The following is a 21340-nucleotide window of genomic DNA, read 5'->3' on the forward strand; positions in this document are numbered from 1 at the left end:
AAAATCTACTGTTTGACCTTGTTTTATCAGTAAGTCAAAGTTGGTAGATGAATGTTTTTGAGAAAAATAAGAATGGTTAAAATTGATTTGAGGAGAATACTGAGTTTTTCGAGTTTCTTGTTTTGCCAAAAACAGTTTCCCAAGACCAATAAGTTTTTTGATCGTAAATAGTCCAACCATTATAGCCGAGGAAGATGGGTTAAAAGTTTTTCCCAGCTGAGCAGCCTCAGCATATCTACTGTCTATTTTAAAACAGACTTTTCGATCAATTTTATCTAGCCAGGATTCTTTACCCATGATCAATATAAATATTAATTTGATTTATAGTAAGTATGGTTTGCCTTTTATGGAATGGACTGACCTTCGCAGAAGTTAATTGTCTATTTCACTAAATTGCTGCATATTCACCAGCTTACTGTACAGGCCTTCCCGGCTCATCAGTTCCTGGTGGTTGCCTTGCTCGATGATGCGGCCTTCTTCCAGGACCACGATGATATCGGCATTTTGGATGGTGCTCAGCCGGTGGGCGATGACCAGGGAAGTCCTGTTTTTCATCAGCTTGTTCAGGGCATCCTGCACCAGCTTTTCGGATTCGGTATCCAGGGCAGAGGTCGCTTCATCCAGCAGCATGATCGGTGGATTTTTTAAGACTGCCCGGGCGATGCAGATGCGTTGCTTTTGCCCTCCTGAGAGCTTCAGGCCTCTATCGCCCATATTGGATTGGTAGCCATCCTCGCTTTGCATGATAAATTCATGCGCATTGGCAATCCTGGCGGCTGCTTCTACTTCTTCAGCCGTGGCGTCCGGTGTGCCGAAAGCAATGTTGTTAAAGATGGTATCATTAAAGAGAATCGATTCTTGATTTACCAAGCCCATCATGTTACGAAGGGAATCCATCGTGACATGGGCGATATCTTTTCCATCGATCAGCACCTGTCCCTTGTCCGGTTCGATAAATCGCGGGATCAGGTCCATCATGGTGGACTTTCCTCCTCCCGAAGGCCCTACCAGGGCCACCATTTTTCCCTTTGGAATGGTGAGGTTGATGTCTTCTAGTACCGGGCGACCGGGATAGGAGAAGGAAAGGTCATTGATTTCGATTTTATCGGTAAAGTCAGCAATCGTTATCGCATCTTTTTTGTCAGCAATAGCGGGTTTTTCATCGATCAGGTCCAGTACCCTTTCGCCCGCAGCAAGGCCCGAATGGATGGAGCTAAAGGCATTGGTCAGGGCCTTGGCCGGACGCATGACCTGGCTGAAAAGCGCGATATAGGCGATAAAGTCCGAAGCGCTCAGCTCCGATTGGTTATTGATGATCAGGGAGCCACCATACAGCACAATGCCCGAAACCATCGTTACCCCGAGAAATTCAGATACCGGAGAGCTTAATTGTTGCCTCTTGGCCATTTTTTTGCCCAGTGAGGAATATTTTACATTCTCATCATGAAACCTGTCCTTGATCATTTCGGTGGCATTAAAGGCCTTGATGATCTTGATGCCTGAAAGGGCTTCATCCAGGTAACTGATCATGACGCCGTATAGATGCTGGGCCTGGCTGGCCTGAGACTTAAGCCGCTTGACGATCTGGGCGATGACAAATGCTGAAACCGGAATGACCAGCAGTGAAAAAACGGTCAGTTTGTATGAAATCGCAAACAGCATAAAGATATAAGCAATCAGCTGTAGCGGTTCTTTGAAGACCACTTGCAGTGTGCCGGTTACTGAAAACTGCACTACCTGCACATCCGAGGAAATTTTGGAGATAATATCCCCTTTACGCTGATTGCTGAAGTAACCGACGTGGAGGTTCATGACATTGTCGAAGACCCTTTTGCGAAGATTGAGCAGGGTGTGGATCCGGAGGTTTTCCATGACCAGCTGGCTGAAATACCGGAACAGGTTACCCAGCATGACCGAAAGGATGATGACACCGCAGACCATTTGCAGTGCACCCAGCCCCCCATATTCCAACTTCACCTCGTTGGCATAAAAATTCAGGTAACCAAAAACATCTGTCCAGCTTTCAGGTTTCACTACGGCTTCTGCCCCGTTCGTATTAAACAACGTGCTGAGCAGGGGAGCCAGTAAGGCCAGGTTCAGCGTATTGAAAATCACTCCCAACAAGGTGAAAATCAGATAGGGAATGGCAAATTTCTCTATCGGTTTGGCAAATGATAATAGTCTAAAATAGGTCTTCACTTGTTTTTATTCTACGTTTTTTCGGCTTTCCGCCGGATTCATACAGCTTTATTTCCCTGCAAAGGTACTGATTTTTTGCCATCGTCATTACGATGAAGTACGTCGGTTTTTCCTACGTCATAGCGAGGAGCCTGCGACGTGGCAATCCGGTATTAAGAAAACGGGATTGCTTCACTCCATTCACAATGGCGTTTAACTTAGCCGGGATTGCTTCACTCCGCTACCGCTGTGTTCGCAATGACGGATAAATTAAACGATTCAACCTTCCAACCTTCCAACCTTCCAGCCCTCTAACCTCCTAACCTTTCAATCCTCCCCGGTGGAGAAGCTCTCCCAATCTTTTACTGGATCAAAAAAGTCTTTTTTGATGTCAAAAAGGCTTTTTTGTCCTTGATGTTTTTGCATGAGTTTTTTCAATTTATTCTTGGAGCGTCTGATTTGAGGTTTCTTGTTTTTGTAGGCGACAAAAGCCCGAACGATCCACCATTTTCCGATCAGCACTCGCGGCAATATTTCCAATAGGATCAGCTGGAAACGCCACTTCCATAGGTTCATCCCATCCAAATGAATGGCCTGCAGGATAAACTTGTTTCTATAAAGAACGGGATAGAGCTTCTTTTTGGTATGATGTTTTTTGGTGGTGGAAGAAACTTCATGGTGACAGATGGCCCGATGGTCATAATAGCACTTCCAGCCCATGCGCCAAGCGCGAAGGCTGAGGTCCACATCTTCGACATAGAAAGGAGAGTAGATTTCATCGAAACCGCCCAACTCAAGCAGCTTTTTACGGTCGATCAACGCATTGGCACCGGAAAGGTAGGCTGTGGGCGTCCACTTTTCGGGATCCTTGCAGTAGTAGAAATGGGTAGCCTTGAATTTCACCCCTTGAAAGGCCATCATTCTGGCAGCATCTTCTGTTTTGCCTTGGTCATTGATGATCTGCCCCATCACCCCAAAGCTGTCCGGATGCTCAAAATACCTCCAAAGATGCTCAAAGTAATCATCTTCAAGCAACACGTCGGAATTGAGCAGCATGACCAACTCGTATTGAGAAGATTTGATCCCTTGGTTGCAAGTAAAAGAAAAACCCTGATTTATGGAATTTACCAATAATCCAACTTCTGGATAATGGCTACGGACAAATTCCACGGAGGTGTCAGAAGAAGCATCATCCACCACGATCACCTCAAAAGGCACAGTTGCTTTTTCCAATGCCCTGAATGCAGCGGGAAGGTACCTTTCCAGCAATTGCCGGCCATTGTAATTGGGGATTATAACAGAAATGCTCCTTTTTTGCGGCATTAAGTTCAGTTAATTTTCAAGCTAATGGTATCAGTACGAAAAGTTGTTATACAATGTGACAGCCACTTTCGTATTTTTCAGCTTTTGGCTGAATACCATAAAAAGCCAAAGATAATATTAATTGGAGGAAGTACGACAGGTGACAAGAGAAAAGAGTATCAAGTAGGAAGATGTTAGTATTGAGACTTGAGTATTGAGAATAAAGACACGAGTACATGTTCCTCTCCTTGCAAGGGAGGTTAGGTGGGGTAGATTGGAGCAAATAGCAATGTAAAAATGCAGATAGTAAAAACCTATAAGGTTGAGTAGGGAGACTCAGTCATTGTGCTCCCGTGTCAGAGACGACGGGACAACACTAAGACGCGGTTGTACCGGTTCTCTGCCCCGGTACTCAGAAACATTGAGTCCCTGCCTGGGCACCATAACCCACATCATAACCAATAATGAGCAAAGGCTTGGGAGGGTTTGAAAGGAATTGGTCAAAACTTTCATCTAGTTACCAGCTTCTTGATTGGGAAATTGTACCGAGGGCTGTGGCCCGGCACAGGATGAATTTTGGCTTCCTTCTCCACATTCAAAATGCCGGGACACAGTCTCTATAATTTTAGGTTTAAGCTGATTTCAAACAGGAAGGTTCTCTTTTTTTACCAGGGAAATTGCCTTAGAAAACCAAAGGAATTCCTGAATGAACTTTTCGGTATGCCGTTCCACATTGGGGTCTGCTAGTTTTCCCGTTTCGTCAAAAGCATGGTGTACTTCAGAAACCAAGAGCTTTAGGGGAAGAGGGTATCCTCCGAGGCTTAGGATGACATGTTGCAGTTGGGTGGAGGCATTAATGCCTGCCATTCTGCCGGCAGAAACTGCCACTACGCCAATTGGCTTTCGCTGGAATTCTTTCCAGTAATAATCCAGGGCATTTTTTAGCACTCCGGAGAAGCTGCCGTGATATTCTGGCGTAACGAAAATTATAGCGTCTGCTTCGTCCAGTTGGTTCCCAACTCCGTCAATGGTCCATTTGGTGCCTTCGTCATCAGGTTCAGCAGTGCCAAAAATGGGCAGATTGGATCGGGCTAAGTCTATAACCTCTACATCCACGTCTTTTTGCCCGAGTGTATTGGCTACATATTGGCCAACTTTTGAAGATTGTCTTCCGGCCCTCACGGCACCGAGTAAAATAGCGATTTTCATGATACAGTTGTTAAGTTTGATGTTGATACAAAATTCAACAGTATCAGGTCCTTTTAAAACAGACTTTTGTCCAGATTTTCACCTGTACGAAGGTACAGGGGGTAGGTCAGTCCAATAAAAATCCCCTCTTGATGGCAGTTTGGACAGCTTCGGTACGTGTTTTGGCAAAAAGCTTGGAAAAGACGGAGGTTAAATGAAACTTCACGGTACGTTCGCTTATGAATAATTGCTCGGCGATGCGCTTGTTGGTCAAGCCGGATTTTACCAAGGATAAAATTTCGAGTTCCCGATCAGTAAGAGGTGAAGTGGGATAGTGAAATTCACTGGGCGCGTTAGCTTCTTGTGGGTCATTTGGAAGATCAGCAAGGATCATCTGGAATTGCTCTTGAAGCGCTCTTAATTGATCTATAGGATTGTGATTGTTATGCAGTGATACTTCAAGACTGGATAATTGCGGAAGGAGAATCCTTTGAAGTATTTCTTTAAAACTGGCTCCCGAAGGTTTGGAGGATGGGGAACTGCCTTGTTCCCATGTCCGCAGGATAGCAGTGCTAATGAGTTCACTTATGGTATTTAAAATATAAAGTTGTTTGTCATTTAACCGCTGTGAGGTCCTGCTAACCAAATTGATAAGCCCGACTTTCTGTTTTTCTATCATGATAGGAATGGTAGCGTGAAATTTTAGTTCCCTAGTACCGCTAGCGATGTTTTTCAATCTGCTACAAGTGATTTCACTGATGTTTTGGGCAGTGGACAGTTCATCGGCAAGGTACCGTTGAATGCAAAAACACTGGCCAGAAAGTCGTTCTGGGTGCTGGGCCAGTGCAGGAGGGAGGTTATAACTTGCGGCCAGGTAAACATTCTGAGTCCCTGCTTGAACTAGCCATATCCATCCGGTATCCAAATGGAGCAGCTCTATGGTCTTTTTCAGGGATTGTGTTAGTACAGCATGTAATGAAAATTCCTTGTTCAGAAGCTTTGCGATTTCATAAAGATGAGAAAAATACTCTTTATCGTCCATGGTCAGTTTAGCGCTAATATTAATCCAAAAATAAAAATATTGAATTAGTATTGAGTATCAATTATCTAGTATTCTCCAAATCCACCAATCAAACGGTTTTATTGCTTCCAAGATGGATATTTACCAATAACTGACGTTTTTCTACTAATAAATTCATCGGGTTTGGGCTACTTTTGATCATTGGAAATCCGCCAATGATTTCCATGGTTATAATCGTTGACCCAAAATAAGTGAAATGCTGACCAGTTGTTTAGTGGCATCCAATCCGAGACGATGCATTTATAAAAATATTTTAGTCCATCTTTTTTTAGTGACTGGCCTGATGGCTTTCCTATTGGGCATTGGACAGGAGCTCTCGGCACAGCAGCAAGCCGGACAAGTACGTAAAGCTCCAGCCCCTATGTACAGGGATCCCATTTATGATGGTGCAGCAGATCCGGTGATGGTTTGGAACAGACAGGAAAGATCCTGGTGGATGCTTTATACCACCAGAAGGGCCAATATGCCCACCCAGGATGTTTCTGCCTATTACGGTACCAAGATTGGCATAGCTTCTACAAAGGATCACGGGCAGACTTGGGTGTTCAGGGGATATCTCAATCTGGAATTTGAACGGGGTTGGAATACCTTTTGGGCACCGGAAGTAATATACCATGATGGCCAATACCATATGTTTGTTTCCTATATCCAAGGTGTCCGTAGCCACTGGGGAGGGGCGAGCCATATTCACCATTATACCAGTGAAAACCTATGGGACTGGAGCCATCAAGGGCCATTGACACTTTCTTCTGATGAAATCATCGATGCGACCATCTTTAAAATGGACAATGGGAAATTCCGGATTTGGTATAAGGATGATAGCCTTGGAGGCATCACCATGGTTTCTGAATCGGATGATTTGATGGATTGGGAAACCAAAGAAGCGCCGGCTATCGGTGGAGATGCCCATGAAGGGCCGAAGGTTTTTGAATACCAAGGTTACTACTGGATGCTGACCGATGAATGGCACGGGATGCGGGTGTACCGCTCTGATGATCTGAAAGACTGGACCAAGCAAGGACTGGTGTTGGACAAGCCTTCCGAGAGGGAAGATGACACGCCAAGCGGAGCGCATGGAGATGTGTTGGTGTTTGGGGACAAAGCCTTTGTGTTCTATTTTACACATCCGGGCAGAAGTAGCCATTCGGTCACTGACCCAAATAAAACGTTTCACGAAAACCACCGGACCACTATCCAGGTAGCGCCACTGATCTTTGACGGTGAAACGCTTAAGGATGACCGCAGCAACCCATTTGACTTTTACCTGCCAGATGGTAAGTGAGGTAAGAACTATCAAGATGTAAGTATCAAGTAATGAGTATTGGGATGTGAGACTTGAGATATGAGACAACACTCCCTCCCCGCTGCGGCTCGGAGGATAGGTGGGGTAGATTGGAGAAAAGAGCAAAGAAAAAATGCAGATAGCAAAAATATAAAGTTGAGTCGGGAGATAAAGTCTTTGTGCTCCCGCGTCAGAGACGGCGGGACAACGCTAAGACGTGGTTGTACCGGTTCTCTGCCCCGGTACTAAGAAACATTGAGTCCCTGCCTGGGCACAGCCCCTGTCATAACCAAATAATGGGCAAAAGCTTGGGAAGGTTTTGAAGGAATTGGTTCAAAATTTTATCTAGGGGATTGCTTCACTCCGTTGCTCTGCGTTCGCAATGACGTACCGACAAGTCAGGAAACTTTGTCTTAAGTCTTATTACTCACTACTAGACTAGATAAAGGCCAATTATTACGATGTTTGACAATGAAAACCAATGATTAATCCGGTCAACTCTAATCAGGAAAGTACAAAAGCATAAACCTATAAACCTGTTGTAAGCCTAGCTTCGCAAACTGCTCCATCGGCAGTTTGTGGGGTGCAGGCACTTTAAAGTTACTCAACGAAATTCCGCAATATTTACCATGCAACTAACAAATATCCTGAAATTTGGCTTTGCCCCCCTGCTGGACAGTTCATCTATAGGGTTATTATGGGCGCAGCAAATGATGTTTGCCGATTCTAGCAGGTCGGGCAGGCCATTTTCCAAGGATGCTGAGGTAATGGCTTTATAATTACTTTATGGGCTTTTAACGGATCGAAAGTGGATTGTCAGAAAAAATAAATTGAAATGATAAAACTGAATACAAAGTGGATTGGGATTTTGTTGGCCTTTTTCCTAGCCTCAGCATGTCAATCTGCCAAGGAAGATCGTCAAAAAAATAAGGAAGCAGAGGATGTGGCCATAGTCAATCCCGTTTTGCCGGGAGACCATCCCGACCCCACGGTAGTAAAGGTGGGGGAGTATTTTTACGCCTCTGCCACCTCCAATGAATGGGCACCCCTTTTTCCAATCTTCAAATCAGCTGATTTGGTGAATTGGGAAATCGTGAATTACGTCTTTCCTGATGGAGCACCGGAATGGGCCAGAAATAATTTTTGGGCTCCTGAATTGGCCTATGATGAAAATCAAGGGAAATTTTACGCTTATTACACGGCCAGGGACAAAGAAAGCAACCGATTGAGTGTGGCGGTAGCCAGTGCGGATTCCCCTGAAGGGGAATTTACGGATCATGGTCCGCTGGTGGCCCAGGAGGCAGGCTCTATCGATGCCTATGAAGCCAGGGATGAAAATGGCAAACTGTTCTTGACCTGGAAGGAAGATGGAAATAGCAGGGGACTTCCTACTCCCATTTGGGCACAGGAAATCAATGAGGAAAGGACCAAACTGCTCGGAAAGCCCCAGGAATTGTTTCGCAATGACCAGGAGTGGGAAATGCACTTGATCGAAGGAATTAGCATTTTCCGGAAGAATGATTATTTCTATGCGACCTATTCGGCCGGAGCTTGCTGCGATGTAGCCTGTAATTACAGAGCAGGTGTGGCCAGGGCAAAAAAACTGTTGGGCCCTTGGGAAAAGTATGAAAAGAATCCAGTGCTGATGGACAATGAGGATTGGAAATGTGCAGGGCATGGAACCGTCGTCAAAAATGGTGGCGAACATTATTTGCTCTATCATGCTTACAGTACCGAGGGAAGTGTCTATGTGGGAAGGGAAGGAGTACTGGAAAAAATCAATTGGACAGCTGATGGTTGGCCTGTTTTTGAGAATAAGGCGACCTATGATCTGGAAAAATCCTCACTGTCATTTACGGATGATTTTAGCGCAAGTTTAAATCCTATTTGGCAGTGGCGGGTAACTCAGGATATCCAATATACGACTGGCGATCAAGGGCTCCTTTTGGCGGCCTCCGAGGAAAATGAGCAGCTGGGAACCCTGTTGGTACAGAAATCAACTTCTCCTGAGTATTCGATCGAAGTGACAATAGATCCTGCCAAAAGTGATGCCATGGGAGGGATTCTTTTGGTGGGGGGTGCCAATAACGGTTTTGGTGCGCCCGTGGCTGGAATGGGCCTGGCGGTGAAGGATGGAGAAGTACAGGTGATCGAAAACCGCGACCAAAAGCTGGAGGTGAAAGTTACGGAGAAATTGGCCAGCGAAGTGCCGGTGCAGTTGAAAATGGATGTGACCGAAGGGCATATATTGAAGTTTAGTTTCAGTCAGGATGGTGCGGAATGGACCACCATAGGAACGCAGTACGACGCAGCTCATTTGGTGCCTTGGGGTATGGGCTACCGATTGGGGATTTTTGCCAAAGGCAATGTAGATCAAAATGTGAATTATAAGCAGGTTACCATCACAGCAAATTGATAAGCCGAAGGAGCCCCTATCCACCATAGGCGGGGAGCTTGGGAGGCGGCAATCTTGTTTTCAACAACAGATTGCTTCGCTCTGCTGTTGCTTCGCTCGCAATAACAGTTTCCCTTACGTTGCGAGGAAGTATAGCCTGTCCCGAGCTATCGGGAACGTGGCAATCTCGTATTAAGAAAACGAGATTGCGTCATTCCATTCGCAACGTTTAACTAACCGGGATTGCTTTGCTCGCAATGATGATTTTATATAAGAAGAATAGTATTCAATAAATATCAATAAAACCCACTTCATAATGAAAACTACTTTAGCAATAACGGCATTGGCATTGGCCGGAACAGTGGCCTGCCAGTCCAAAACATCAAATGATAGCACTGCCACTTCCACAGAGAGTGAAGAGGTGAAACGTGCTGGAAACCCGATTGTAGAAGGTTGGTATGCCGATCCGGAAGGAATTATTTACGATGATACCTATTGGATATATCCTACCTATTCGGACGTATATGAAAAGCAAGTCTTTATGGATGCCTTTTCCTCCAAGGACTTGGTAAACTGGACTAAACATGAACGTATTATTGATACGGCAGAGGTGAAATGGGCGGAAAAAGCCATGTGGGCACCGGGAGTCATCAGCAAGGATGATAAATATTACCTGTTTTTTGCGGCCAACGATGTGCATGAAGGTGAAGTGGGCGGAATTGGCGTGGCTGTGGCAGATCAGCCACAAGGGCCGTTCAAGGATTTGCTTGGAGAACCCCTTATCAATGAGATCGTGAATGGTGCCCAGCCGATTGACCAGTATATTTTTAAGGATCAGGACGGTGCATATTACATGTATTACGGGGGATGGGGCCACTGCAATGTGGTAAAGCTAAACGATGACTTTACCGGTATTGTGCCATTTGAAGATGGTGAAATGTATAAAGAAGTGACACCGGATAGCTATGTGGAAGGCCCATTCATGTTTATCCGTGATGGTAAATATTATTTCATGTGGTCTGAAGGTGGCTGGGGTGGACCGGATTATTCGGTGGCCTATGCCATTGCAGATAGTCCGTTTGGACCGTTTAAGCGGGAAGGAAAAATACTCCAGCAAGATCCTGAAGTAGCCACTGGAGCAGGGCACCATTCTGTGTTGCATGCCCCGGGAGAGGAGGATTACTACATCGTTTACCACAGAAGGCCACTTACTGAGACCCACCATAATCACCGGGTAACCTGTATCGATAAGATGGAATTTGATGAAAACGGGAAGATCAAGCCAGTGAAAATCACTTTTGATGGAGTGGCTGCTGATCCGCTGAAATAGCCTCGATTTCAAACACCTAACGCCATTGCGAGGAAGTATAGCCTGTCAGGATAGCTATTGGGAACGAAGCAATCTTTTCTTCGATACACGAGATGGCTTTACTGTGCCTTCGTTTTGTTGGCAATGACGTTTATGGTTCGATAGGAAAATCCTTAGTCCAATTTAAAATTGAATATGATGAAAAAATCTATAAACCTTATCGCCTCGGTTGGTTTGGCAGCTTTGCTGCTGAGTTGTGGAGGCCAGAAACAAACAGAAGAAAAGGAAGAAATCGCTCAGGAAACTGTCTCGGAGGCTGAAGGGGAGAGATGGAGTAAGGAAAAAGCCAATGCTTGGTATGCAGCACAAGATTGGCTGGTTGGAGCCAATTTTAATCCAAGTAATTCCATCAATCAGTTGGAAATGTGGCAGGAGGATACTTTTTCGCCGGAATTGATCGATAAAGAACTGGGCTGGGCGGAAGAGATTGGCATGAACACCATGCGGGTGTATCTTCATGACTTGGCATATCAGCAAGACCCTGATGGCTTTTTGGACCGAATGGAAAAAATGCTGGAAATCATGGACAAACACGGGATGAAGCCATTGTTTGTATTCTTTGATTCCTGCTGGGATCCATTTGTGGAAGCAGGGGAGCAACGTGATCCCAAGCCGCATGTACACAACTCTGGGTGGGTGCAAAGTCCTGGCTATTATGCACTGGAAGACAGTACACAATACCCTAGACTGGAAAAATATGTCAAAGCGGTGGTCGGTAGGTTTGCTGATGATGACCGCATTTTGGGTTGGGATATCTGGAATGAGCCGGACAATGACACAGGCGTTTCCTACAGGGATAAAGAGCATCCAAACAAAGTGGATTATGTATTGCCTTTAATGAAGGATGCCTTCGCTTGGGCCAGGTCACAAAATCCTTCACAGCCCCTTACTTCTGGTGTTTGGCTAGGGGATTGGTCTTCGGAAGAAGTGATGACACCGATCCAGCTGGCACAGCTTCACCTTTCGGATATCATTTCATTTCACAATTACGATTCACCAGAAGAATTCCAAAAACGTATCGATTGGCTGAAGCGGTATGACCGTCCGATGCTCTGTACCGAATACATGGCCCGGCCAAATGGCAGTACCTTCGAAGGCTTTCTGCCTATTGCCAAAGAAGAAAATATTGCAATGTTCAATTGGGGATTGGTAGATGGAAAGACCCAGACCAAATATCCCTGGGACAGCTGGGAGAAGGAATATACTGCAGAGCCAGACCTTTGGTTTCATGAAGTGTTTCACACGGATGGTACACCCTATAAAAAATCCGAAACTGATTTGATCAAGTCTTTGACTGGAAGATGATAAGGGACATGTGGGTTTTGAGTATATTAATGTATATGACTTCCTGCTTTGGAGCAGGAAGTCCCCCATCCCCAAAAGATTATACGATTCGCTGGAATCAATCTACGTTAGAGAAAGTTTCAGGGGATGGCGATCACTATGCAGGCTATGCCCGATGCCGCGAATTAGCAGATGGAAGTCTGGGTTTTGCGTACGAGGCAGGCGGCAATATTTTTTTTAGAGTCCGTACCGGAAAAGGATGGCAAGAGCCAATACTCGTGGCAGCTGCAGCGCCTGAAGTAGGGATGGCGGTGCCTGATTTTACGGTTTTGGGGAATGGAGATGTGCTGCTGGGCTATAATCCGCGGCCAAGGAGAAATGCCAAGGACAAGCACTTTGGGATCCGGACGGTAAGAAGCACGGACAATGGAACTACATGGCAAGATGACCAGCTCGTATATGAAGCGGGGACTAGCTTTGGTGATGGCTGCTGGGAGCCTGTATTCCTTCAGCTTCCAGATGGCGATATACAGCTTTACTTTGCTGATGAAGGCATATTTACCCATTCCAATGAGCAGCGGATCGCTATGGTAAGTTCCACCGACAGTGGCACCACCTGGAGTAAAATACCCAAGACAGTGAGTTTTAGAAAGGGTGCCAGAGATGGTATGCCGGTACCTGTTTGGCTAGAAAAGGAGGAGCGTATCGCGGTGGCCATTGAGGATAATGGTCACGGACCTTTTAAGCCCTATATTCTTTTCAATGACGGAACGGAATGGGATGAGGAGATAGCAGGGAACTCATCAGCTCGAAGCTATGCCATGGCCGACAGCCTGCCTGAGAAGGACTATGCCGGAGCACCCTATCTGGCCAAAGCATCCAATGGCCTTACTTTCCTGTCTTTCCAATGGGGTGATCGATTGGAAGATGCACAGATGGCCGTTGCTATTGGAGATGAAGGCGCCCAAAACTTCACTAATGTCACTTGGCCCTTTGATTTGGCAAAAGGTAAAACCGGACACTGGAACAGCCTTACTGTCTTGGAGGATGGGAGGATCGTGGCACTGACCAGTACCAATGGATATTCTGAAACTGATCAGACGGAGGTATGGATGATTATGGGAGAAATGGTGAAAAAATGATAAGGCTTGATTTGACCTTGGTATAACTACGGATAAACAATTAATTCATCCTTGCTCATCCCGATCATCTGCGGTTAGAGTGATGTATTAACTTACCGAAAAGGATCAGGGATACTGTTTTTTTAACCTGATTTTCGATTTATACAATTCTATTAAAAACAGTTACTGGCGTCCGGGAAAACAATCATCAAATTGAAAAAACTCAACTGTTTACACCCCTAAATCCCCTAAAGCTCCCCTTTAGGGGATTTAGGGGCATTTTAGGGATTGGGATAAAAAACTTCAAATTTCTATTTACCTGAGTTCGACCATAAAATTGATACCAATCCGTCATAGCGAGGAGCCTGCGACGTGGCAATCCCGTATTAAGAAAACGAGATTGCTTCACTCGCTATCGCTACGTTCGCAATGACGTTTTTTCCTACGTCATAGCGAGACCTTTTGGAATGGAAAGGGCGTGGCAATTTCATATAGGCGGAGACTGCCGTGGCTCTTTCCCGCAAATCCTACCTTATGCCCTGTTTGGCACCAGACAAGTCTGCCTTTGCCTGTTTCCACCTGTTTGCCTTTACCCTGATGACAAAAGATTTTTGTTGCTGAACCAATGAGGACATGAGCCAAAAGGCCGCATAGGCCCGATCCATTATAAGCAGGTCTCCCTGCCCCAGACAGGGAAGGTGACTTTCACAGAGAGAAAGTTCACTTGTCCTGTAATGCTTGATTTTGGCATCTATGCTGATTTGATTGAGTACATCGTAGGCTTGGGAAACACGGGCCAGGACTACTTTTCTGCCGTTTTCAGTCCGGGTTTCGAACTGGCCAAAACCTTTTGCCAGTTCTTTACTGTAAGGAAGCTGCAGAGTACTGCCGTCAATACCTATAAGCCGAAAACCTTTCCATCTACGGACATGGCTGGCTTTATTATAATAAAAAGAACATTGTTTTTCATTCAGCCAGGTAAACACCTTGGGGTTTAGTTTGGATCGCTGCTGACTGAAAGCTCCTTTGGAATAGCTGACCAATTTATCCGAAAAAAAATCATCCAGCTCTTGCTGAACACTGGATTTACCTAAACCTAACATAAAGTAGATAAGATCAGTAAACCCCAAACACCGCTGGCGAACAAATGCTTTGTTAGTCGTACGGAACCTGTCTCGTGTCAATCCATTTTCTATATTGTTTTTTAATAGTTTTAAAAAGTCCTCCGAAAAGGAAAAGGACTTTCTCGTTGTCAGATTTCTTTCAAAAAAACTACGCTCCCTTTGCTTACCCAAAAATTAAAAAAAAATCCTTAACTAAACGACATTGATAATCCAGGTTAAATGTATTCCCTTGCATATTGTTTGGCTAGATTTAACAATCCTCAAAGGACTGAATTTTAAAAGGCATTTGCCCTGCGGATTGATCCCTGTTTTTGCGAATAACTGATTTTTTGTACACCTTTAGGAAGATTATCATCCTCACCCTATTGCATTTATGTCCTTTTCAAAACCTAATCAAAGTGAAAACATTACCCTTGGGCAGCTTGTCAACGGGAATGAGCAAGCCTTCTCAGTACTTTTCGAAGAGTATTCTCCCCAAGTGTATTACATAGGACTAAAGTACTTGAAGTCACAAGATTTGGCCAATGACGTGGTACAGGATACTTTCCTGAAACTCTGGAACTATAGGTCGTATATAGATAGTTCCCAGCCGATCAAACCGCTGATCGTAACTTTTGCCAAGCGGATTATTCTCAATTTGATCCGGGATGAAAAGCGCAAGATTTTCAAGCATCTTGAGATCTATGCTGCCTCTAGCACTTATTCCAATAAAACCGAAGAACAGGTTATTTTCAATGAAACCCATCAAGTTTACCAAGAGGCCGTGAAGGCCCTTCCAGAGCGTAGGAGGGAAGTTTTTTTGCTAAAGTCTGCCCAAGGGAAAAGCAATGAGGAAGTGGCTGAAGCCTTGGATTTATCTGTCAATACCGTCAAATCCCAATACACCAAGGCCCTGCGGGCCATTCGGGAATTTATCTCCAACTATTATGCTGTGCTGGCTCTTGCTGTAGCTGCGACAGGGGAGATATAGCTGATTAGTTCCTGATTAGTTTTAGAAGAGCCTTCGCTTGGTGTACAATGTCGATTGTTGACAATCCTAATAACCTTCCAACTTCCTAACCTTCCAATCATTCCATCTATTTCATAGCTTTTTAAACTTTTTTTAACACTAGGGTAATACTTGTGACAGACTTGGGTGTATTCTTTCCAAACACTCAAAGTCAATGAAACGACCTACTGAAGAGCAGTTATCAAATTATTTTAATAATCACCTGAATCCAAGGGATGCCAAAAAGGTCCTGGAATGGCTAGCTACGCCTGAAGGGCAAGCCTATTTGAACCGGCGATTGGAAGCAGATTTTAAGGCATTGGACCACGGACAGAAGATATTGCTTAGGCCCAAGGTGTCCGCAGAGGATATTCTGAGAAGTGCCGAAGCCCAGCAAAGGCGACCGGCTATGGTCAAGCACCGTCCGGGATTTGGCATACTACGCCTAGCAGCTTCCGTCGCGCTGATCTTGGCGGTGTTGGGAGGATTGATCTACGTTCTTAAGGGATGGACTTCTTATGAAGAGTATCAGACTGCCTTTGCAGAGTCAGCTGATATTCGTCTGCCAGATGGGTCGATGGTACACATGAGCGGAAATAGTAAGCTGAAGTTTGCCAAAGTTTGGGAGATCGGCGAGCCCCGCGAAATTTGGTTTGAGGGAGAGGGTTATTTTGATGTTGTAAAGAATAAGGCTGCCAATAAATTCACAGTGAAGACTGCACAGAACTTCGATGTGCAGGTTTTGGGCACGACCTTTACCATTACTGCCCGTGAATCAGCATCAAGAGTGGTGCTGGAAACAGGGGCAATAGCACTTCATGTGGAAAGCAGGAGCGGGGCAGATCAGATCATGATGGAGCCGGGGGAACTGGTAGAGATGGATCAGGACCATGACTTACTGATCAAGAAAGAAGTAAGGCCGGAAATTTATACCAGCAGGAAAGATGACGAACTGGTCTTCGATAAAACACCACTTAAGGAAATTACCAGAATTCTTAAGGATGATTATGGTTTCACCGTCGTAGTCAATGATTCAGAGATACTCAATGAGAAATTCACAGGCGTAGTGCCTTCCAAGGATGTGGAAACCTTGCTGGAGGGACTGCGAAGTCTGTTGGATGTAAAAATCATCCGAGATGATAATATCATAAAATTGATTCACTAACCATTTAACCCATAAACTTATGAAAATAAAGTTTTTACCTATTATGGGGTGCATTTTGATAGGGAATTTAGGATGGGCCAATTCGCTCCAGCAAGAGGCGCTCTCCTATAATTACCAAATCGAAAATACTCGCTTGACGACCATGAAAACGGTCAGTCTGACCAGCCTCCTTAAGGTGGTCGAGAAAAAATATGACGTGTCTTTTCTCTATAAAGATGAGATCAGCCAAGAGGCCATTCTTGGTGACGAGACACTTCTCGAGGGCTTGTCTTTTGGAGAGGCGCTAAAAATGATCAATAGCAAAAATCCTGAATTGGAATTTAGTCGTATAAAAGCGGATTTTTATACTGTTAAGCTTAGCGAACCTAAAACGGGATTGCCACTGGCAGCGGGAAGAAGCCCTGAGAATTCAACGCTCAAAACATCCAAAAGTATCGCTAGAAATATTTCCGGAACTGTCAGTACAAGTGATGGAGAGACATTGCCGGGTGTCAGCATTATGATCAAAGGCACCACCAAAGGTACCGTAACCGATCTGGATGGTGGTTTTGCTCTCAGTGTGCCGGATGGACAGGTGACACTCGTGGTCTCTTTCGTTGGATATAAGAAGAAGGAAGTCATCGTTCCTGTTGGAGAGTCTACCGTGGACGTGGTGATGGATAATGATGTCCAGTCCCTGGATGAAGTGGTAGTCGTCGCCTATGGCGAGCAGACAAAAGCATCCTTTACCGGTGCAGCGGTGGATGTGAAAATGGACAAAGTGCAGGGTGCTCCCCGTGCATCTTTTCAGGAGAGTTTGCAAGGGAATATTGCGGGGGTACAGTCTGCGGCGGCTTCTGGTCAGCCCGGCTATGCACCAAACATTCGCATCAGGGGTGTAGGCTCCATCAATGCCAGCTCAGATCCTTTATACGTAGTGGACGGAATTCCTGTGGTGGCAGGAAATATTTCCCAGATAGCCACAAGTTCTAATACCATAGCAGGATTGAACCCCAATGATATTGCATCAATGACCGTGTTGAAGGACGCCTCTGCCACTTCGATCTATGGGTCCAGAGGAGCAAATGGCGTGATCCTTATTACTACCAAGCAAGGGAAATCGGGAAAGACGAAATTTGACGTCAGCATGCAACGCGGTACCAGCCAAGTGCTGCTGGATGATCGAAACAAACCACTGTCCACCCCGGAACTGGCAGAATTGCTGGTCGAATCCAGGGTAAATTATGGAGATACACAGCAAGAGGCCGAGGACTATATTTATAGCCGGATCGATCAAAATATCAACACCAATTGGTTTGATGTCATTTCCCGGGACGGAACCTACCAACAATATTACATCAGTGCTTCAGGAGGAAATGAGAAGACCAATTTTTATTCTTCCATAGGCTATTATGATCAGGAAGCGCCCATCATTGGCATTGACTATGAAAAGCTCAACGCAAAAGTGAATGTGCGCCATGCGGCCACCGAAAAGCTGACCCTGGATTTTGGATTGGCGGCCAATACACAGCTGATGCATACCAATAGTGAAGCAGGAAGTGCCAATAATCCGGTGAGAAGTATGTTCAGGGAAGTGCCCTGGGAGCCAGTTTATAATGAAGATGGTAGTTATAATACCGACATACTCTTGACCTACAACCCCGTAGGGCTGGTCAATGAAAATATCAGAGAAACCAGGCTGTACAATGCCCTGGGGAATGTGGGACTGAAGTATGATATCATGGATAACTTTTCCTTCGAAACCAAAGCCAACCTGGACTTTAACCTAGCTGACGAATTTCAGTATGATAATCCTTACTTTGGTGCGGGAAGGAATGACGGTGGCCGTGGTCGTGCCTATACCAATATCGTGGTCAATTGGAATGTTACCAACCTCCTGAAATATCGCTGGGTGATGGATGATAATAACAGTATTGCCTTTACACTGGGCCAGGAAGCGCAGAAAATATCCGCCAATTCGGTGTATGCTTACGCCAGTAATTACGGTGCTCCTGGCTTGACCACATTAGCGAATGCCTCTGTTTTTAAAGATGCTTCTTCGGAAAAAACAGCCTCTTCCATCACCTCATTTTTCCTAAGTGCGAATTATTCGTTTTCTGACAAGTATTACTTTAATGTAACAGGAAGAAGGGATGGATCTTCGCGGTTCGGTTCATCTGTCCGCTATGCCAACTTCGGTTCCGTGGGCTTAGGCTGGAATATTCATAAAGAGGAGTTCTTCGATGTGGGCTTCGTGGATGAGTTGAAGCTTCGGGGAAGTTATGGTATCAATGGTAACCAAGGGATAGGGGATTTTGAATCCCGGGGATTGTATAACACCGGGAATGATTATAATGGCCTGCCAGGATATGCCTACTCCCAACAGTCCAACCCGTACCTGACCTGGGAGAAAAACAAGCCTTTGAACATCGGTTTGGATTTCAGGATTTTGGAAAGGTTAAGTGGTACGGTTGAATATTACAATAGAATGACTTCAGACTTGCTGCTGAATGTGCCCATTTCCGGAACAAACGGTATCACCAGTTACATGGCAAATATCGGAGAAATGCAAAATAGAGGCCTGGAATTTAGCCTGAGTGCTGTGAATATCCAACGTCCCGATGGACTCCAATGGACCACTGATTTCAACTTGACCACAAACAAAAATGAAGTGGTAAAACTAAAGGATGGAGAGGACATTGTCGATGGGCAATACATCCGTCGTGAAGGGGCAGATTTCTATACGTTCTACATGCCCGGTTATGCTGGCGTAGATCCCAATAATGGCGATGCGCTCTGGTACACCGATGGCTCCGAAAGCGAAACTACCAATGATTATGGAAATGCCGATCCATACGAGCATGGAAATGCTTCACCGAAGTTCTTTGCCGGCTTGAACAATACCTTTAATTACAAAGGATTCGGACTGTCTTTTCTCTTTTACCTGAATTATGGCAACAAGGTCTATGATTACTGGGGCAGGTATGTAGCCAGTGATGGAAGTGCCCAGCTCAATGATCGTGGAAACATGAGCAGAAAGATCTATGAGCGCAGGTGGCAGGAACCGGGAGATATGACAGATGTACCTAAGGTAGTATGGGGAAATACCCAGTCGGGAAGCTCAAGCCAGCATTCCACTCGCTTTCTGTATGATGGCACCTATCTCCGTCTCAGGGATGTGACCCTTTCTTATAACCTCCCCAATTCTTTGCTGAGCAAATTAAAAATCAGCAATGCTAGGATCTACCTGAGAGGCAATAATGTATGGACTTGGGTAAAGGACAAGAATCTGGAGTCTGATCCAGAGGTAGGTATTGCCGGGATGACAGACCTTAGAATCCCTACATCCAGGCAGTATTTATTGGGTATTGACTTTTCATTCTAAACCACTCAAACCATGAAAAAATTACACTTATATATCATAGCCGGGACAATGATGACGGGAAGTTTGTCTTCCTGTAGCGAGTCCTTTCTTGAGATTGATCCAGAGCAAAGCGTGTCTACCAATAATGCAGTGACCGATGTGAATACCCTTCAGACAGCGATGAACGGAGTATATAGCAAGCTTCAGGATGATGGATATTATGGTCGCTCGGTGTACATTATTCCAGAACTGATGGCCGATAACCTCTACCTAAGCCTTAGGAACACTGGGAGGTATTTGGATTATCATAACTTTATCGTTCGTGAGCAGGATTCCTATGCAGAAGATCTCTGGAATACTTCCTATGAAGTAGTGATCAATGCCACCCGTGCCATCCAGGGCGGTGAGGCCTTGGAGGTTACCGGTGATCAGCAGAGCACCGCTAACCAATTGATCGGAGAGGCTTATGCTTTGCGGGCCTTGGGGCATTTTGACTTGACACGGTTCTTTGCCCAGCCGTATAATTTTACTGCTGATGCCAGCCATCTTGGTGTGCCGGTAATCGCCAGCATCGGGGATGATCCTATTTCTCCGGCCAGGAATAGTGTAAAAGAGGATTTTGACTTGATCATTGCGGATTTGGACAAATCCATCAGCCTAATGAGCAGAGGTAGCGCAAATGGAACATTTTCTGTCAATGCTGCCAAGACTTTGCTTTCTAGAGTGTATCTTTATACAGCGCAATATGACCTGGCCGCCCAAAATGCCACCGAGGTGATCGAAAGTGGTGATTACGAGTTGTTGTCAGCAGATAATTACAGCTCCATATGGGCACCGGACTATAACTCGGAAATCATCTTCGAAATTGTCAACACCTTAGCAGATAATGCAGGAACCAACGGATTGGGACATTTCTTTGCTGAGGAAGGGTATGCTGATGCGTTGGTCACAGAAGAGCTGTTTGGGCTGTATGAAGATTCGGATGCACGAAAAACAGCCATTGTCAGAAAACCTAAAAATGGGGCTGAAGATGATGCCTTGTTTGTGATGAAATTCCCCCAAGGGGCCTTACAGGATGACAATGTGAAGATCCTTCGGTTGGCAGAATTATACTTGATCAGGGCAGAGGCTTATGCCAAAACCAATCAGCCAGCACTCGCGCTTCAAGACCTGAATACCATCCGGCAGACCAGGGACCCCGAAGCTGCACCAGTAGCGGCCAGTGGCGAGGAACTGCTCATTAGTATTCTGGAAGAACGCAGAAAGGAACTGGCTTTTGAAGGTCATCGCTTGTTTGACCTTAACCGTAATAAGATGGACGTTAATATCGATCAAGGGGAAGAGGTGATCGCAGCTTCCTATCCGAATGATCGGTTTATCCTGCCCATTCCATTGTCAGAGCTGAATGCAAACCCGAATATAGTGCCCCAAAATGACGGTTATTAATTAACCTGATGAGGCTTCAGGCGAGGGAGTACTCATATTCCCTCGTTTGTTTTATATGGACCCGGGTTCAATGC

Annotated in this window: 15 protein-coding genes; 10 read left to right on the forward strand and 5 right to left on the reverse strand. The window is 45.3% G+C overall.

The genetic code is table 11. The features are described from left to right. Window positions 1–372: 372 nt before the first annotated feature. The 4 genes from FKX85_RS13010 to FKX85_RS13025 form a co-directional block, all read right to left on the reverse strand. The gene (locus FKX85_RS13010) at window positions 373–2199 is read right to left on the reverse strand and encodes an ABC transporter ATP-binding protein (RefSeq protein WP_141615138.1); all 1827 of its coding nucleotides are present in this window, start codon (window positions 2197–2199) and stop codon (window positions 373–375) included. A gap of 306 nt (window positions 2200–2505) precedes the next feature. Then, entirely contained in the window at window positions 2506–3501 is a 996-nt protein-coding gene (locus tag FKX85_RS13015; protein ID WP_141615139.1) for a glycosyltransferase family 2 protein, read from the reverse strand. Window positions 3502–4122: 621 nt separating this feature from the next. Continuing rightward, window positions 4123–4689 carry an NADPH-dependent FMN reductase gene (locus tag FKX85_RS13020; RefSeq protein WP_141615140.1) on the reverse strand — a complete coding sequence of 189 codons (567 nt, stop codon included), beginning with the start codon at window positions 4687–4689 and terminating at the stop codon, window positions 4123–4125. A 106-nt stretch (window positions 4690–4795) separates the two neighbouring features. Continuing rightward, on the reverse strand, window positions 4796–5710 hold the full coding sequence (locus tag FKX85_RS13025; protein ID WP_141615141.1) for a LuxR C-terminal-related transcriptional regulator: 915 nt from the start codon (window positions 5708–5710) through the stop codon (window positions 4796–4798). Window positions 5711–6032: 322 nt separating this feature from the next. Here FKX85_RS13025 and FKX85_RS13030 point away from each other — a divergent pair, with 322 nt between their 5' ends. The 6 genes from FKX85_RS13030 (at window position 6033) to FKX85_RS13055 (ending at window position 13221) form a co-directional block, all read left to right on the forward strand. Then, window positions 6033–7031 carry a family 43 glycosylhydrolase gene (locus FKX85_RS13030; protein WP_229239620.1) on the forward strand — a complete coding sequence of 333 codons (999 nt, stop codon included), beginning with the start codon at window positions 6033–6035 and terminating at the stop codon, window positions 7029–7031. Window positions 7032–7660: 629 nt separating this feature from the next. Continuing rightward, window positions 7661–7810, forward strand: coding sequence for a hypothetical protein (locus tag FKX85_RS13035; RefSeq protein ID WP_210416856.1), 150 nt, complete (start codon window positions 7661–7663; stop codon window positions 7808–7810). 56 nt (window positions 7811–7866) lie between these two features. Next, window positions 7867–9447, forward strand: coding sequence for a family 43 glycosylhydrolase (locus tag FKX85_RS13040; RefSeq protein ID WP_141615143.1), 1581 nt, complete (start codon window positions 7867–7869; stop codon window positions 9445–9447). Between the two features lie 295 nt (window positions 9448–9742). After that, window positions 9743–10756, forward strand: a complete 1014-nt coding sequence (locus tag FKX85_RS13045) for a glycoside hydrolase family 43 protein (RefSeq protein ID WP_141615144.1) — start codon at window positions 9743–9745, stop codon at window positions 10754–10756. Between the two features lie 177 nt (window positions 10757–10933). Beyond that, window positions 10934–12100: a cellulase family glycosylhydrolase gene (locus tag FKX85_RS13050; protein WP_394345018.1), complete on the forward strand. Its 1167-nt coding sequence runs from the start codon at window positions 10934–10936 to the stop codon at window positions 12098–12100. 35 nt (window positions 12101–12135) lie between these two features. After that, entirely contained in the window at window positions 12136–13221 is a 1086-nt protein-coding gene (locus FKX85_RS13055; RefSeq protein ID WP_168196264.1) for a sialidase family protein, read from the forward strand. A gap of 506 nt (window positions 13222–13727) precedes the next feature. Here the strand turns inward: FKX85_RS13055 and FKX85_RS13060 are convergent. Next, complete coding sequence (locus tag FKX85_RS13060) at window positions 13728–14303, reverse strand: hypothetical protein (RefSeq protein ID WP_229239621.1); 576 nt, start codon at window positions 14301–14303, stop codon at window positions 13728–13730. Window positions 14304–14697: 394 nt separating this feature from the next. Between FKX85_RS13060 and FKX85_RS13065 the strand changes: the two genes are divergently transcribed. The 4 genes from FKX85_RS13065 (at window position 14698) to FKX85_RS13080 (ending at window position 21266) form a co-directional block, all read left to right on the forward strand. Continuing rightward, window positions 14698–15294 (forward strand): RNA polymerase sigma factor, encoded by a 597-nt coding sequence (locus FKX85_RS13065; protein WP_141615147.1) that lies wholly within the window; start codon window positions 14698–14700, stop codon window positions 15292–15294. A gap of 193 nt (window positions 15295–15487) precedes the next feature. Further along, a complete protein-coding gene (locus FKX85_RS13070) occupies window positions 15488–16477 on the forward strand; it encodes a FecR family protein (RefSeq protein ID WP_141615148.1) in 990 nt (329 codons plus the stop codon). Between the two features lie 19 nt (window positions 16478–16496). Beyond that, on the forward strand, window positions 16497–19841 hold the full coding sequence (locus FKX85_RS13075; protein ID WP_141615149.1) for a SusC/RagA family TonB-linked outer membrane protein: 3345 nt from the start codon (window positions 16497–16499) through the stop codon (window positions 19839–19841). Between the two features lie 12 nt (window positions 19842–19853). Next, window positions 19854–21266, forward strand: a complete 1413-nt coding sequence (locus FKX85_RS13080) for a RagB/SusD family nutrient uptake outer membrane protein (protein ID WP_141615150.1) — start codon at window positions 19854–19856, stop codon at window positions 21264–21266. Window positions 21267–21340: the final 74 nt, after the last annotated feature.

It is taken from the genome of Echinicola soli, assembly GCF_006575665.1.
Taxonomy (GTDB): domain Bacteria; phylum Bacteroidota; class Bacteroidia; order Cytophagales; family Cyclobacteriaceae; genus Echinicola; species Echinicola soli.

Excerpts from the sequence above, each read along its gene's own strand:
- FKX85_RS13015 (WP_141615139.1), bottom strand. The coding sequence starts at position 3,501 with ATGCCGCAAAAAAGGAGCATTTCTGTTATAATCCCCAATTACAATGGC.
- FKX85_RS13020 (WP_141615140.1), bottom strand. The coding sequence starts at position 4,689 with ATGAAAATCGCTATTTTACTCGGTGCCGTGAGGGCCGGAAGACAATCT.
- FKX85_RS13025 (WP_141615141.1), bottom strand. The coding sequence starts at position 5,710 with ATGGACGATAAAGAGTATTTTTCTCATCTTTATGAAATCGCAAAGCTT.
- FKX85_RS13030 (WP_229239620.1), top strand. The coding sequence starts at position 6,033 with ATGGCTTTCCTATTGGGCATTGGACAGGAGCTCTCGGCACAGCAGCAA.
- FKX85_RS13035 (WP_210416856.1), top strand. The coding sequence starts at position 7,661 with ATGCAACTAACAAATATCCTGAAATTTGGCTTTGCCCCCCTGCTGGAC.
- FKX85_RS13040 (WP_141615143.1), top strand. The coding sequence starts at position 7,867 with ATGATAAAACTGAATACAAAGTGGATTGGGATTTTGTTGGCCTTTTTC.
- FKX85_RS13045 (WP_141615144.1), top strand. The coding sequence starts at position 9,743 with ATGAAAACTACTTTAGCAATAACGGCATTGGCATTGGCCGGAACAGTG.
- FKX85_RS13050 (WP_394345018.1), top strand. The coding sequence starts at position 10,934 with ATGAAAAAATCTATAAACCTTATCGCCTCGGTTGGTTTGGCAGCTTTG.
- FKX85_RS13055 (WP_168196264.1), top strand. The coding sequence starts at position 12,136 with ATGACTTCCTGCTTTGGAGCAGGAAGTCCCCCATCCCCAAAAGATTAT.
- FKX85_RS13060 (WP_229239621.1), bottom strand. The coding sequence starts at position 14,303 with ATGTTAGGTTTAGGTAAATCCAGTGTTCAGCAAGAGCTGGATGATTTT.
- FKX85_RS13065 (WP_141615147.1), top strand. The coding sequence starts at position 14,698 with ATGTCCTTTTCAAAACCTAATCAAAGTGAAAACATTACCCTTGGGCAG.
- FKX85_RS13070 (WP_141615148.1), top strand. The coding sequence starts at position 15,488 with ATGAAACGACCTACTGAAGAGCAGTTATCAAATTATTTTAATAATCAC.
- FKX85_RS13075 (WP_141615149.1), top strand. The coding sequence starts at position 16,497 with ATGAAAATAAAGTTTTTACCTATTATGGGGTGCATTTTGATAGGGAAT.
- FKX85_RS13080 (WP_141615150.1), top strand. The coding sequence starts at position 19,854 with ATGAAAAAATTACACTTATATATCATAGCCGGGACAATGATGACGGGA.